The 12,685-nt window shown below is 72.4% G+C and carries 13 protein-coding genes; 4 read left to right on the top strand and 9 right to left on the bottom strand.

Annotation, left to right across the window (positions count from 1 at the left end):
* Window positions 1-99: 99 nt before the first annotated feature.
* Window positions 100-675: a TetR/AcrR family transcriptional regulator gene (locus tag EDF27_RS06710; RefSeq protein ID WP_123702268.1), complete on the bottom strand. Its 576-nt coding sequence runs from the start codon at window positions 673-675 to the stop codon at window positions 100-102.
* A gap of 162 nt (window positions 676-837) precedes the next feature.
* Here EDF27_RS06710 and EDF27_RS06705 point away from each other — a divergent pair, with 162 nt between their 5' ends.
* Window positions 838-1,812, top strand: coding sequence for a PfkB family carbohydrate kinase (locus tag EDF27_RS06705; protein WP_165931382.1), 975 nt, complete (start codon window positions 838-840; stop codon window positions 1,810-1,812).
* Window positions 1,813-1,892: 80 nt separating this feature from the next.
* On the opposite strand, the gene EDF27_RS06700 is transcribed toward EDF27_RS06705, so the two are convergent.
* The 5 genes from EDF27_RS06700 to upp form a co-directional block, all read right to left on the bottom strand.
* Window positions 1,893-3,332: a serine hydrolase domain-containing protein gene (locus EDF27_RS06700; protein ID WP_132047871.1), complete on the bottom strand. Its 1,440-nt coding sequence runs from the start codon at window positions 3,330-3,332 to the stop codon at window positions 1,893-1,895.
* Window positions 3,329-4,678, bottom strand: a complete 1,350-nt coding sequence (locus tag EDF27_RS06695; RefSeq protein ID WP_123655522.1) for a deoxyribodipyrimidine photo-lyase — start codon at window positions 4,676-4,678, stop codon at window positions 3,329-3,331. The genes EDF27_RS06700 and EDF27_RS06695 overlap by 4 nt, the downstream gene beginning before the upstream one ends.
* A complete protein-coding gene (locus tag EDF27_RS06690) occupies window positions 4,675-5,214 on the bottom strand; it encodes a MarR family winged helix-turn-helix transcriptional regulator (RefSeq protein ID WP_132047869.1) in 540 nt (179 codons plus the stop codon). Before EDF27_RS06690 ends, EDF27_RS06695 begins: the two co-directional genes overlap by 4 nt.
* A 290-nt stretch (window positions 5,215-5,504) precedes the next feature.
* Complete coding sequence (locus EDF27_RS06685; protein WP_123655520.1) at window positions 5,505-6,287, bottom strand: winged helix-turn-helix domain-containing protein; 783 nt, start codon at window positions 6,285-6,287, stop codon at window positions 5,505-5,507.
* A 445-nt stretch (window positions 6,288-6,732) separates the two neighbouring features.
* Window positions 6,733-7,368 (bottom strand): uracil phosphoribosyltransferase, encoded by a 636-nt coding sequence (gene upp / locus EDF27_RS06680; protein ID WP_123655519.1) that lies wholly within the window; start codon window positions 7,366-7,368, stop codon window positions 6,733-6,735.
* A 120-nt stretch (window positions 7,369-7,488) separates the two neighbouring features.
* Between upp and EDF27_RS06675 the strand changes: the two genes are divergently transcribed.
* Window positions 7,489-7,920: a nucleoside deaminase gene (locus tag EDF27_RS06675; protein ID WP_123655986.1), complete on the top strand. Its 432-nt coding sequence runs from the start codon at window positions 7,489-7,491 to the stop codon at window positions 7,918-7,920.
* A 31-nt stretch (window positions 7,921-7,951) separates the two neighbouring features.
* Here the strand turns inward: EDF27_RS06675 and EDF27_RS06670 are convergent, their stop codons facing one another.
* The gene (locus tag EDF27_RS06670) at window positions 7,952-8,908 is read right to left on the bottom strand and encodes a cation diffusion facilitator family transporter (RefSeq protein WP_132047867.1); all 957 of its coding nucleotides are present in this window, start codon (window positions 8,906-8,908) and stop codon (window positions 7,952-7,954) included.
* A 64-nt stretch (window positions 8,909-8,972) separates the two neighbouring features.
* On the opposite strand from EDF27_RS06670, the gene proC reads away from it, so the two are divergent.
* Window positions 8,973-9,803: a pyrroline-5-carboxylate reductase gene (gene proC, locus EDF27_RS06665; protein WP_132047865.1), complete on the top strand. Its 831-nt coding sequence runs from the start codon at window positions 8,973-8,975 to the stop codon at window positions 9,801-9,803.
* Window positions 9,804-9,929: 126 nt separating this feature from the next.
* Here proC and EDF27_RS06660 read toward each other — a convergent pair whose 3' ends face one another.
* Window positions 9,930-10,625 (bottom strand): TrkA family potassium uptake protein, encoded by a 696-nt coding sequence (locus EDF27_RS06660; protein WP_185017394.1) that lies wholly within the window; start codon window positions 10,623-10,625, stop codon window positions 9,930-9,932.
* Window positions 10,618-12,051, bottom strand: a complete 1,434-nt coding sequence (locus EDF27_RS06655; RefSeq protein WP_123655516.1) for a potassium transporter TrkG — start codon at window positions 12,049-12,051, stop codon at window positions 10,618-10,620. The genes EDF27_RS06660 and EDF27_RS06655 overlap by 8 nt, the downstream gene beginning before the upstream one ends.
* Window positions 12,052-12,122: 71 nt before the next feature.
* Here EDF27_RS06655 and EDF27_RS06650 point away from each other — a divergent pair, with 71 nt between their 5' ends.
* Window positions 12,123-12,638 carry a metalloregulator ArsR/SmtB family transcription factor gene (locus tag EDF27_RS06650; protein ID WP_123655515.1) on the top strand — a complete coding sequence of 172 codons (516 nt, stop codon included), beginning with the start codon at window positions 12,123-12,125 and terminating at the stop codon, window positions 12,636-12,638.
* Window positions 12,639-12,685: the final 47 nt, after the last annotated feature.

Raw genomic sequence — 12,685 nt, 5'->3', positions numbered from 1 at the left:
CGGTGCCAGCTGGCACCGGGCCTCCCGTCCGTTCGTGGTCGCGCCCACCGCACGTCCGTCACCGTCAGGCCGTGCGAACCGGGCGCCCGGTCCGTCGCATCAGGCCGTGGCGAACCGCGCGCCGGAGACGAGCCGGTCGGCCACCGCCCGCAGGACGGCGTCGATGTCCGTGTGCTCGCGGTCGACGATGGTGCCCCACTGCGCGCCACGGGCGGCGAGGACCGCGCCGCGGGCCGCTCGTTCCCCGTCGCGGGCGCCGTAGCCGTGGGTGGTGCACCAGGCCGCGATGGCGGCCACCTGCGCGCGGTGGAAGACGTGTTCGCGGTCCCGCCCGTCGAGGGACTCCACCGACCCGAGCTCGAAGGTGAGCCGCGCCGCGAGGGAGCGCTCCGGGTCGTCGAGGCCGCCGAAGACGGCGACGAGGTAGGCGGCGAGGCCGAGGTCGTCGGCGTCAGGGTCGAGTGCGACGGTCGCGGTGCGCTCCGCCAGGTGCTCGACCACGGCGTCGATGAGGGCTTCACGGGTGCCGAAGTGGTACACGATCGGGTACGCGCTGGTGCCGAGGACGCGGCCGAGGCTGCGGACCGAGACGTCTTCGAGCTTGGTGTCCTGCAGGTGCTGGGCGACCTTGGCGACGATCGCCGGCTTCAGGGTCGGATCGGGCTTGCGGGGCATGGGGTCTCCGGCCGTGCGGTGGATCAGAACACAATCATGAAAAATGTTACCGGCAGAGTCCGGCGCCGGGCTGGGAGTCCGCATCGCATCCGTGATCTGAAGAGGGGTGCAGGCTCACTCCGCAAAGTGGAGATTTCCTCGGGTTCACGTAGACTGCCGAGGATGTCCCTGCCGTCCGAGCGTTCCGTGCCCCCGTCACGTCCCGCGGAGGCGGCCGGCGGACGGGCGGTCGCGGGCCGTCGCCGCGGCGTCGGGAAGCGCTTCCTGGTGATCGGCGACGTGCTGGACGGCGTGCTCGTGCAGACCCGGGCCACCGGGCCGGGCGACCACGACCCGGCCGCGTCCATCCGGCACCGCCCCGCAGGGGCCGCGGGGAACACGGCGACCTGGCTCGGCTGGCTCGGCGCCGAGGTCGACCTGGTCGGGCGCGTCGGGGTGGACGACGTCTACCGGCACGCCCGCGCGCTCGAGGACGCGGGCGTCCGGCCGCACATCCACCACGACGCCGGCACCTCCACCGGGGTCGTCGTGTCGGTCCGGAACGCGCGCGCCCGGACGTCGATGTCCGACGGCGCGGCGAGCTCGCTGATCACCGCCGACGACGTGCCGGACGAGCTCGTCGCCCGTGCGGACATCGTGCACCTCACGGGGGAGGCGATGCTCGGCGCCGGCGGGGTGGAACGCCTGGCGGCCCTCGTCGCCCGCGCTCGCTCGGGGCCGGCCCGCGTGTCCTTCGACCCGTCGTCGGCGGCGGTGGTCCGGGCCGTGGGCGGCCCCGCGTTCCTCGACGCGATCGCCGGGGTGGACCTGCTCGTCCCCGGCGCGGCCGAGGCGCTCGCACTCACGGGAGCGCCCGACGTCGTCGAGGCCACCCGCATCCTGACCCGGGCCGTGCCGCTCGTGGTCGTCACGCTCGGGCACGACGGTGTCCTCGTCGGACGGCCGGGGCGGACCCCGCAACGCGTGCCCGCCACGGCGGCCACGGTCGTCGACACGATCGGCGCCGGCGACGCGTTCGCGGCGGGTTTCATCCGTGCCTGGGCCACCGACCCGGTGCGGGTCGGGGCCGCCGCGCGGGAGGGCACGCGGGTCGCCGCTCGCGCGCTCGGGTTCGTCGGCGGGCGGCCGCCGGTCTGAGGTCGTGCGCCGGTCGTGCGGCGGTCGCGGGGCGGTCGTGTGCCGGTCGTGCGGCGGTCGCGGGGCGGACCCGCGGCGCGTCAGCCTTCGGCTTCGACGGGCTCCGCGGTGCAGATCAGGGTCTGGACGCGCCCGGATGCGAGCGGAGCGAGTCGGATCTCGACCCGGAGCCGTCCAGCGGTGCCGGGCAGCCACCAGCGCAGGTGCGTCGGCGTCGTCGACGCCTCCGCGACGGGCGCGGCACCGAGGTCGGCGCCGACGGCGGCGGCCGCCGCGGCGATCGCGGCGCGTCGCCGGTCGTACGGCACGTCCATGGCCACGTTCGGTGTGCAGATCGCGTCCGCCAGGTCGTCGCTCCACCCGGCCAGGAGGCGCGACACGGCCGCCTGCGCGGCTCGCGTCTCGGGGAGGACGCTCACGGGCGCCGGCCGGGTCCGCACGTCGGCCGCGAGCAGCAGGTCGTGCGCGGCCTCGGTCGCGACGGAGACCTTCGCCTGCGTGGCGTTCTCGAACGCGACGACACCGAGGCCCGAGCGGACGGACCACCGCATGTGCGCCGAGAAGCCCGGGTAGCCGCCGGAGTGCGAGGCGATCGGCCCGTACATGGCGTCCTGCTCGACGAAGAGCCCGAAGCCGTAGCCGACCGGCCGGCCGGAACCGGGGACCGTCGTCGGGATGACCCGAATCGCCTGCTGCATGAGGCGGCGGTCCGCGGGGGAGACCGGGCCGTCCTCGGCCACGGACCCCGGCGCACGGAGCGGCGCGAACGCCGAGGACAGGTGTCGCGCCCAGCGAGCCAGGTCGGTGACGGTGGAGAACAGGCCGCCGATCGGGGAGAACGCGCCGGGGCTGCTCAAGGGGAGTGGTTCCCAGGTGCCCTCGAAGGGGCGGGCACCGGTCACGACGTACCCGCGGGCGTCGGCCGCCGCGAAGACCGTGTCGTCGAGACCGAGCGGCTCGAGGACCACGTCGTGGGCGACCTCGACGAAGGGGCGCCCGGCCACGACCGCGACGGCACGTCCGAGCAGCGCGTAGCCGAGGTTGGAGTACGCGAAGCCGGTGCCCGGGACGGAGTCGAACAGCAGCCCGGCCCGCAGGACGGCGTCGAGTTCGTCGTCGGAGATCGACTCCTGGCGGTCACCCCACGGGTCGTCGGTGGGGAAGCCCGCCGACATCGTCAGGAGCATCCGGAGCGTGGGGATCGGTGCGTCCGGCGTCGGCAGTGCCACGTCGGCGAACGCCGGCACGAAGTCGGTGATCGGGGCGTCGAGGGAGACCCGGCCTGCCGCGACGAGCGTCAGGAGCGCGGCCGCGGTGATGCTCTTCGTGCACGAGGCGATCCGGTAGACGGTGTCGGCGTCTGGTGCGCGGCCGTCCCCGCGGTCGCCGTGGCCGCCAGACGCGACGAGGCCGTCCGCGTCGAAGACGCCCCACACGGTGCTCGGGGCGACACCGCGCTCGACACGCTCCCGGAAGAGCTCGTCGATCCGCGCGATGGTCTCCGGGCTGGTGGTCGTCATGCGCGGCGCATCCTGTCGTAGGCGTCGAGGGCTCGTTGGCGGGTCTCGCGGAGGTCGACCATCGGTTCGGGGCGGTCCTCGTCGGCGGGCACCCAGCGGCGGACGTACTCGCGGTGCTTGTCGAAGCGTTCGAGCTGGCGGTCCGGGTTGAACACGCGGAAGTAGGGCGCCGCGTCGAACCCGGAGCCGGCGACCCACTGCCAGTTGCCCGGGTTGTTCGCGGCGTCGGCGTCCACCAGGGTGTCCCAGAACCACTGCTCCCCGACGCGCCAGTCCACGAGCAGGTTCTTCACGAGGAAGCTCGCCGCGGCCAGGCGGACGCGGTTGTGCATGGCGCCGGAGCTCCAGAGCTCGCGCATGCCGGCGTCCACCAGGTCGAACCCGGTGCGCCCCTGGTACCAGCGCTGGAGTTCGTCGTCGGACGGGGTGCGCCAGGGGAATGCGTCGAACTCCCGCCGGACGTTCACGGTGGCGAGCTGCTCCGAGTGGAAGTACTCGTTCCAGTTGAACTCGCGCCACGCCAGCTGCCGGAGGAACGCGGGCGCCTGCTGCCGCTGGTGCGGCTCGAGCCTGCCGTGCAGCCGGTGCCACACCTGGTACGGGCTGATCTCGCCCCAGCGGAGGTGCGGGGAGAGGTCGCTCGTGGCGGCCATCGCGGGTTCGTCGCGCTGGTCGTAGTCCTCGAGGGCGTTCTCGACGAATTCCTCGAGGAGCTTCGCCGCACCGTGCTCGCCGGGATCCCAGGCGTCACGGAGTCCGCCGGCCCAGTCCGGGGCGGTCGGGAGGAGCGCCCAGTCGGCCAGGTCGTCGCTGTCGGCGGACGAGGGTGACGGCAGCTCCCGTGGCTTCGGGAGCGGGTGCCGTGGCTCGGGCATCGCCTGCGCCGCGCGCCAGAAGGGGGTGAACACCTTGTACGGCTCACCGGAACCGTTGAGCACCGTCCACGGTTCCCAGAGCAGCGTCGCCGCGAAGCTGTGCGCCTCGGTGCCGGCGTCGGTCAGCGCGGACTTGATCCCCGCGTCGATGTCGCGCTCGACCGGTCCGTACCGGCGGTTCCAGAACACGCCGTCCGCGCCGGTGTCGGCGACGAGCCGGGGGATGACGTCGGCGGCCGCGCCCCGGCGCAGGACGAGCCGGGACCCGCGGGCCCGCAGGTCGGCGTCGAGCGAGGTCAGCGACTGGTGCAGCCACCACCGGGCAGCGGCGCCCAGCGGCCGGATGCCGTCGCTGTCGTCGTCGAGGACGTAGACCACCGTGAGGTCGCCGCCGTGGTCGATCCCCGCGCGGAGTGCCGGGTTGTCCGCGAGCCGGAGGTCGTCGCGGAGCCAGACGAGGGCGCCGGTCACACGGGCGCCGGGTCGGTCTGGACGGCGACGGTGCGGCGCACCGGGGGGATGTCGGCAGCGGCGACACGGAGCTTCGTGCAGAGCTCGGTCAGGGTCCGGAGCTCGCTGTCGCTCAGTCCGGCGCTGACCTGCGCGGCGATGCTCGCGGCGTGCTGGACGGCGACGGCGCGGTAGACGTCGAACCCGTGCGCGGTGAGCGCGACGATCACGCCGCGGGCGTCGGTCGGGTCCGGCTGTTTCTCGACGATGCCGCGTGCGGCCAGTCGGTCGACCAGACGGCTGACGCTCGGCTGGGTGAGCAGGAGGTGGCCGGTGAGGTCACGCATCCGGCAGCGCCGCCCGGGCTGCGTGGAGAGGTTGAAGCAGACGTCGTACTCGTTGAACGAGATCTCGCCGCCCGGGAACTCGGTGTTGAGGTTCCGCATCACCGTGACCTGTGCCCGGAACAGGGCTTCCCAGGCACCGACTGCGACCGCTTTCTCGCTGCGGTGGGCGTCGGTCCGGGCACCGTCGGTGCCGCGCGCCTCGTCGTTCACGGTGGAGCTCCCTCTGGTCCGGTGGTCTTCCACCCTACCGAGGGCGTCGGACACTCGGACCGAGCAACGCGCCTGCCGGACCCCGGACACGGACGAGGGCCGGCCGCTCAACGAGCGACCGGCCCTCTCCCTTGCACCAAGAGTGTCCTGCAATCACATTCCGCAGCCGGTGCCACAGCAAACACCGTCTGCACCACCGACTGTATAACGAACGGATAACGGGCGCTAGCCGGAACCGCCGACGTTCGCTGCGAGTTCACCAAGAGGCCGGTATGCGCGGCCTGCGGTGCTCAGAACAGGTCGGGCGACGGGGTCGACGCGTAGCGGACGGCGACGTCCGCGTGCCGGTCGAAGCGGTAGCCGACCCCGCGGACCGTGCGGACGATCTCCTCGAACGCACCGAGCTTGGAGCGCAGACGGCGGACGTGCACGTCGATGGTGCGCTCGTTCGGGGTCTCGTCCTCACCGTCGGACCAGAGACCGTCGATGATGGCGGTGCGGTCGACCGTGCGGCCCTCGCGGAGGACGAGGAACTGCAGGAGCTCGAACTCCTTGTACGTCAGGGGAGCGGCTTCACCGTCGAGCGTCACACGCTTCCGGGAGATGTCGATGACGACGCCGGTCTCCTCGGGCTCGGGCTTCTCGGCCTGCTTGCGTGCGGCGACGGCGGAGCGGTCCTGCAGCGCGAGCCGGACGACGTCGACGTCACGGCCACCGGAGCCCTCGGCGGCCACGGCGACCGCGGCGTAGGTCTCGGCGGCGGGGACGAGCTGCGCGGTGAGCGCCTTCAGCTGCTCGACCACCGCGGCGAGGGTCGTGCCGGCCGCTGCGGCCTTCTCCTCGTCGATGCCGACGTAGAGGGCGAAGCCGCGGGCCTCGGTGCCTTCCGGCAGTGCGCGGTTCCGCTGCGGTGCGACGACCGGGCTCGTCGGGATCTCGGTGCGCTCGGGCTGCACGGCCCGCGACGGTGCCGCGTCGCGGCGGGGCCGGATCGGGGTGACTGCGCCGAGGTCGATCGGGGCGGGAGCAGCGGTGCGGAGGCTGGTGCGGGGCTGGGCGATGGTGAGCGACATGGTGGTTCTCCGGGCGATGTGGTCGCGGCTGCTCTCGCAGTGCGGCCGGTGTCGAATGCGTCGGCCCGGGTACGGTGACGTCGCATCGGCGGTGCGCCGATGTGCCCTGCGGTCCTGCTGGGGAGGACCGGGGCTGACCCGGGGGTGCGGGGAACGACCTCGTGACGTGAAGTGCGCGTCGTCGGTGGTCGTCACCCGGGGATCACGCGCTCGCGACGGGGGTGGTGTCGCGGGGGATCCGGCTGGAACGGGTGCCGATCAGGCACACATTCGACAACGCATGACGGCCATCGCCGGCATCATCGTGCCGGCGGTCCCCACTGCCCCCGAGAGGGAGCACGCCTCGGAGAGGACGCGGGACACGGTTGCAGTCATGACGACGAGTATCCGCGGTATACCAAGTCGCTGTCAACCGTCCGCCCGGACGGTCGAGGGCGGAGGAGTGTTATTCGGCCAGTCCGTACAGACGGTCGCCGGCGTCGCCGAGGCCCGGCACGATGTAGCCGTTCTCGTCGAGGCGCTCGTCGAGGGCGCCGAGCACGATCGTGACGTCGCGGTCGCCCACGGCTTCCTCGACGGCCTTGAGGCCCTCGGGTGCCCCGAGGATGCACACGCAGGTGACGTCCTCGGCGCCGCGGTCGAACAGGAAGTCGATGGCGGCGGCGAGGGTGCCCCCGGTCGCGAGCATCGGGTCGAGCACGAAGCACTGGCGGTTCGAGAGGTCGTCCGGCAGGCGCTCCGCGTAGGTCTGCGGCTCGAGGGTCTCCTCGTTGCGCGCCATGCCGAGGAACCCGACTTCCGCCGTGGGGACGAGCTTGACCATGCCCTCGAGCATGCCGAGGCCGGCGCGGAGGATCGGGACGACGAGCGGGCGCGGCTTCGCGATCGAGACGCCCATGGTCTGCGCGACCGGCGTGGAGATCGGGGTCGCCGTGACGCGGACGTTCCGGGTGGCTTCGTACGCGAGGAGCGTGACGAGTTCCTCGGTCAGTGCCCGGAACGTGGGGGAGGGTGTGGTCCGGTCGCGGAGCACCGAGAGCTTGTGGGTGATGAGCGGGTGGTCGGCGACGTGGACTCGCATAGGGTCGAGCGTACCGTGCCGCGTGCCCACCAGCGGTCGCGGGCGGTACCCGACCAGACCGGAGGACCCGTGGACACGACACGCTCGACGCACCCGGCCGGGCGTCCGTACGTGTCCGCGATGGCACTGGCGCTCGAGGAGGCCCGGGCGTGCCTCGCGACCGGGGACGTGCCGGTCGGGGCCGTCGTCCTCGACGCACAGGGCCGCGTGGTCGCCACCGGCCGGAACGAGCGTGAGGCCACGCAGGACCCCACGGCGCACGCCGAGGTGCTCGCCCTCCGTGCCGCGGCCGCCGTGACCGGGGACTGGCACCTCGACCGGCACACCCTCGTCGTCACGCTCGAGCCGTGCCCGATGTGCGCGGGGGCGATCCTCGCCGCACGGGTCCCGCGGATCGTGTTCGGCGCGTGGGACCCGAAGGCGGGAGCCTCCGGCAGCGTCTACGACATCGCCAGGGACCGTCGTCTGCCGCACCGGTCCGAGGTGGTCGCGGGTGTGCTCGAGGCGGAGTGCGCCGCCCTGCTCGACGACTTCTTCGCGGAACGGCGCTAGTCGCCGCTCCGCACTGCTCCGCGGAACGGCGCTAGTCGGCCGCGCGGATCACGATCGCCTCGGTCGGCGGACGCGGTCCGGTGCGGAGCACGTCCGGCTCGACGTAGATGACCCGGGCGATCGGCACGGCGGCACGCACGCGCTGCTCGACGGTGTCGATCCCGGCGGCGACGTCGCCGAGTCGTCGGTCCCCGTCGACGGCGACCTTCACGCCGACCATCAGCTCTTCCGGGCCGAGGTAGAGGGTCTTGATGCGGATGATCGACTCGACCTCGGGACCGTCGAGCACGGCCGCCTTGATCTTCGTCACGTCCGCCGCCGTCGCTCCCTCCCCGACGAGCAGGCTCTTGGTCTCGATGCCGAGGACCAGCGCGACCGCGATGAGCAGCACCGCGATGAGCACGGTGCCGATCGCGTCGAACACCCCGTTCCCGGTCAGCGCGGTGAGGCCGACCCCGAAGAACGCGAAGACCAGGCCGGTCAGGGCCGCGGTGTCCTCGAGCATGACGACGGGGAGCTCGGGGGCCTTGGCTCGGCGCACGTACTGCACCCACGACAGCGAGCCCTTGTGCGGTGCCGCTTCCTTCAGTGCGGTGCGGAGTGAGAAGCCCTCGAGCCCGATCGCGATGACGAGCACGAGCAGCGGCAGCCACCAGTTCTCGAGGGGGTGCGGGTGCGCGAACTTCTCGATGCCCTCGTACAGGGAGAACACGCCACCGACGGAGAACAGCACGATGGAGACGACGAAGGCGTACACGTAGCGCTCGCGCCCGTAGCCGAAGGGGTGTTCCTCGTCGGCGGCACGTCGGGCGCGCCGTCCACCGAGGAGCAGCAGGAGCTGGTTCGCCGAGTCCGCGAGGGAGTGCACACCCTCCGCGAGCATCGATGCCGAGCCGCTGATCGCGGCGGCGATGAACTTCACGATCGCGATGCCGACGTTCGCGCCGAGTGCGGCGAGGATGGCCCGGTTGCCTCCGGAAGCGCTCACTGTGACCCCTGTCTCCTGATCTGCTGCCCGATCCTACGGGCAGGTCCCTCGGTAGGGTCGGGCCATGACGATCGAACTGCCCCGCACCGCCCTCGTCGGCGTCGGATCCATGTCCGGCGCGGTCCTCGACGGCCTCCTCGCCGCCGGTCTGGCACCCGACACCGTGGTCATCACGACGAAGTCCGAGTCGTCCGCCGCCGCCCATCGCGAGCGCGGACTCGACGCCCACGCGAGCGACACCGAACCGGATGCGAACCGCGCTGCGGTCCGTGGCGCCGGCATCGTCGTGCTCGGGGTGAAGCCGTTCGCGATCGGTGACGTCCTCGACGAGATCGCCGGCGACCTCGCACCGGGCACCGTCGTCGTCAGCGTCGCCGTCGGGGTCACCACGGCCGCGATGGAAGCCCGCGTGCCGGACTCCGTCCGCGTCGTCCGAGCCCTGCCGAACACCCCGATCGGCGTCGGCCACGGCGTCACCGGCATCAGCGGCGGCGCCTCGGCGGACACCGAGGCGGTCGCGCTCGCGTCCAGCCTGTTCGACGTGTCCGGCGCAGTGATCGAGGTCCCCGAGGACAAGCTCGACGCCCTCTCCGCGGTGTCCGGCTCCGGTCCGGCGTACGTCTTCCTCTTCGTGGAAGAGTGGCAGCGCGCGGCCGAGGCGCTCGGCTTCACCCACGAGCAGGCCGAGACGATGGTGCAGGGCACCGTGCGGGGTGCGGTCGCGCTGCTCGAGCGTTCCGGCAAGGAGCCGGCGGACCTCCGGAGGGCCGTGACCAGCCCGAAGGGCACGACCGAGCGCGCGGTCGCGGTCCTGCGGGAGGCGGACCTGGCCGACACCCTGCGGCGTGCCGCCGACGCGGCGATCGCGCGTGCCGAGGAGCTGTCGAAGCTCTAGACCAGACCACAGACCGGACGGGAGGCTCGGTGCCAGCCGGCACCGGGCCTCTCCCCACCGGCACGGCCTGTCTGCCGCTGGCGCGTCAGCCAGGGACCGGCGGCGTGGGCCCAGGCGGCCTGTGGTCTACTCCAGAGCGGCGAAGCGCTCCAGCGCCGTCGTCGAGCCGGACACGATGATCACGTCGTGCTCACCGATCACGCTGTCCGGCGTGGCCGGGACGAAGGCCTCGCCCGGGGGCTTGATGCCCAGCACGGTCAGGCCGAAGCGGGTCCGGATCGCGGTGGTGCCGAGGTCCTTGCCGCGGACCGCCCGTGGCGGGAACATCTTGACGACCGCGAAGTCGTCGTCGAACTCGATGAAGTCGAGCATCCGGCCGGAGACCAGGTGCGCCGTGCGCTCACCGGCCTCGCGCTCCGGGTAGACCACGTGGTTCGCGCCGATCCGGGACAGGATCGTGCCGTGCGAGCGGCTGATCGCCTTCGCCCAGATCTGCGGGATGCCGAGGTCGACGAGGTTCGCGGTGATGAGCACGCTCGACTCGAGGTCGCTGCCGGTGCCGACCACGGCGATCGGGAAGTCCTGCGCGCCGATCTGCCGGAGCGCGTCGATGTCGGTGGCGTCGGCCTGCACCGCGTGCGTGACCCGGTCGGACCACTTCTGGACCAGGCCGGCGTCCGTGTCGACGACGAGCACCTCGCGGTCCTGGCGCTCGAGCTGCCCGGCGGTGGCGGCGCCGAAGCGGCCGAGGCCGATGACGAGCACCGGGGCGTCGTGGCTGACGGCACCGAACGGGTGCTGCGGGCGGGTTCGGTCAGCCAACGATCGGCCTCTCCTCGGGACGGCGGAACAGTTGCCGGCTCTGGCTGGCGGCCAGGGCTGCGGCGATGGTCACTGTACCGACACGACCCAGGAACATCGTCGCGGCGAGGACGTACTTGCCGGACTCCGGCAGCTCCCCGGAGATGCCGGAGGACAGGCCGCACGTGGCGAAGGCGGAGATCACCTCGAACAGCACCCGGTCGAGCGACTCGTGGGTGATCTGCAGCAGGACGATCGTGGCGACCGCGACGATCGTGGCGCCCCAGAGGACGACGGCCACGGCGACGCGGAGCACGTCGCTCGGGATGCGGCGGCCGAACGCCTCCATGCTCGCGCGGCCGCGAGCCTCGGCGACGGCGGCGAGGAACAGCACCGCGAGCGTCGTGACCTTGATGCCGCCGGCGGTCGAGGCCGAGCCGCCGCCGATGAACATGAGCATGTCGGTGACCAGCAGGCTCGACCCGTTCAGCTGGTCGAAGTCGACGAGCGAGAAGCCGCCCGACCGGGTCATGGTCGAGAGGAAGAGCGCCTGGAAGGCGGTCCGCCCGGCGCCCTCCTGGCCGAAGGTCGACGGGTTCGACGCCTCGAGCGAGATGTACACGATCGCACCGCCGACGAGCAGGACGGCACTGGTCGCCAGCGTGAGCTTGACGTGGATCGGCCACTTCCGGGGCGTGCGGAGCTGCTTCGTGAGCGCCCGGATCACCGGGAAGCCGATGGACCCGGCGACGACGCCGACCATGAGCAGCGAGAGGAACCAGTAGTCGTGCGCGAACGGGTCGAGGCCGCTGGCGTTCGGTGCGAACCCGGTGTTCGTGAAGGCCATCGCCGCGTAGTAGAAGGAGTCGCCGACCGCGCTCCAGAACGGGATGCCGGCGATGAGCACCGACGGCAGGAGCAGCAGGCCGAGCACGATCTCGATCGACAGCGTGCTCACCGCGACGGTGGCGAGCAGCGTGCCGACCTCGCCGAGCCGGACCGCCTGTCCCTCCGGCACGGCGCCGTGGTGCGTGCGGAGCGGGTTCGAGTCGCCCGCGGCCATCAGCTTCGCGCGCAGCCCGAGCTTCCGGGTCACGAACAGCCCGAGGATCGACGCGAAGGTCAGCACGCCGACGGCGCCGATCTGGGTGCCGATCACGACGAGGGTCTTGCCGAACACCGACCAGTGCGTCGCCATGTCCACGGTCGCGAGCCCGGTGACGCAGACCACCGACGCCGCGGTGAACAGCGAGTCCGCGAAGTGGGTCGACCGCCCGTCGGCCGCGGCCATCGGCGTCATGAAGAGCACCGTGAACACGAAGATCAGCGCGACGAAGACCAGGATCGCCAGGCGCGACGGCGAGGAGCGCAGCACGGTGGCGATCCGTGACACGCGTCTGCGGGAAGCGCCCGTCGAGACGGTCGGCGGCTCCGTGCGGTCGAGCATCGTATGCCTCCGAGGACATGGGCGGGACGCATCGCATGGTACATCCGTGCCCGGCCGGTTAGCCTTTCCCCATGGCCGACATCTTCAGCGTGGTCGCCGATCCGACGCGGCGGGAACTGCTCGGCGCGCTCCTCACGGCGTACGGCGCCGACGCGACCGGCGGGGAACTCAGCGTCGGCCAGCTCGTCGAGAAGCTCGGGGTCAGCCAGCCCACCGTCTCGAAGCACCTCCGCGTGCTCCGTGACATCGGCCTCGTGACCTCGCGCGAAGAAGGACAGCACCGCTACTACCGGCTCGACCCGGAACCACTCCTGCACATCGAGGACTGGGTGGCGCCGTTCACCGGCGCGGTCGACGCCGACGGCACGCCGGCGACCACCGCATGGACGCCCGACGGGCAGCCGGTCTCCGTCCGTCGGAACGGCGTCGCCGGCAAGGCCACGGTCGAGGTGGGGACCGAACTCGGGCGCGTCATGGCCGAGGCGTCGCACCGCGCCACGGCGGCGTTCTCGGGGGCGCAGCAGGGCTGGGAACGGGTCGTCGAGAGTTCGCGTCGCCGGTTCACGAAACGCTCCGACGAGGACTGACGCGTCGCCCTGGACACCGGGTATCACCCGCCTCTACAGTTACCAGA

Source organism: Curtobacterium sp. PhB136 (assembly GCF_004346855.1).
Lineage (GTDB): Bacteria > Actinomycetota > Actinomycetes > Actinomycetales > Microbacteriaceae > Curtobacterium.
Note: the sequence above shows the minus strand (reverse complement) of the source record. Positions and strands in the feature narration are given on the sequence as shown.

Excerpts from the sequence above, each read along its gene's own strand:
- EDF27_RS06710 (WP_123702268.1), bottom strand. The coding sequence starts at position 675 with ATGCCCCGCAAGCCCGATCCGACCCTGAAGCCGGCGATCGTCGCCAAG.
- EDF27_RS06705 (WP_165931382.1), top strand. The coding sequence starts at position 838 with ATGTCCCTGCCGTCCGAGCGTTCCGTGCCCCCGTCACGTCCCGCGGAG.
- EDF27_RS06700 (WP_132047871.1), bottom strand. The coding sequence starts at position 3,332 with ATGACGACCACCAGCCCGGAGACCATCGCGCGGATCGACGAGCTCTTC.
- EDF27_RS06685 (WP_123655520.1), bottom strand. The coding sequence starts at position 6,287 with ATGTCGCTCACCATCGCCCAGCCCCGCACCAGCCTCCGCACCGCTGCT.
- upp (WP_123655519.1), bottom strand. The coding sequence starts at position 7,368 with ATGCGAGTCCACGTCGCCGACCACCCGCTCATCACCCACAAGCTCTCG.
- EDF27_RS06675 (WP_123655986.1), top strand. The coding sequence starts at position 7,489 with ATGGCACTGGCGCTCGAGGAGGCCCGGGCGTGCCTCGCGACCGGGGAC.
- proC (WP_132047865.1), top strand. The coding sequence starts at position 8,973 with ATGACGATCGAACTGCCCCGCACCGCCCTCGTCGGCGTCGGATCCATG.
- EDF27_RS06655 (WP_123655516.1), bottom strand. The coding sequence starts at position 12,051 with ATGCTCGACCGCACGGAGCCGCCGACCGTCTCGACGGGCGCTTCCCGC.
- EDF27_RS06650 (WP_123655515.1), top strand. The coding sequence starts at position 12,123 with ATGGCCGACATCTTCAGCGTGGTCGCCGATCCGACGCGGCGGGAACTG.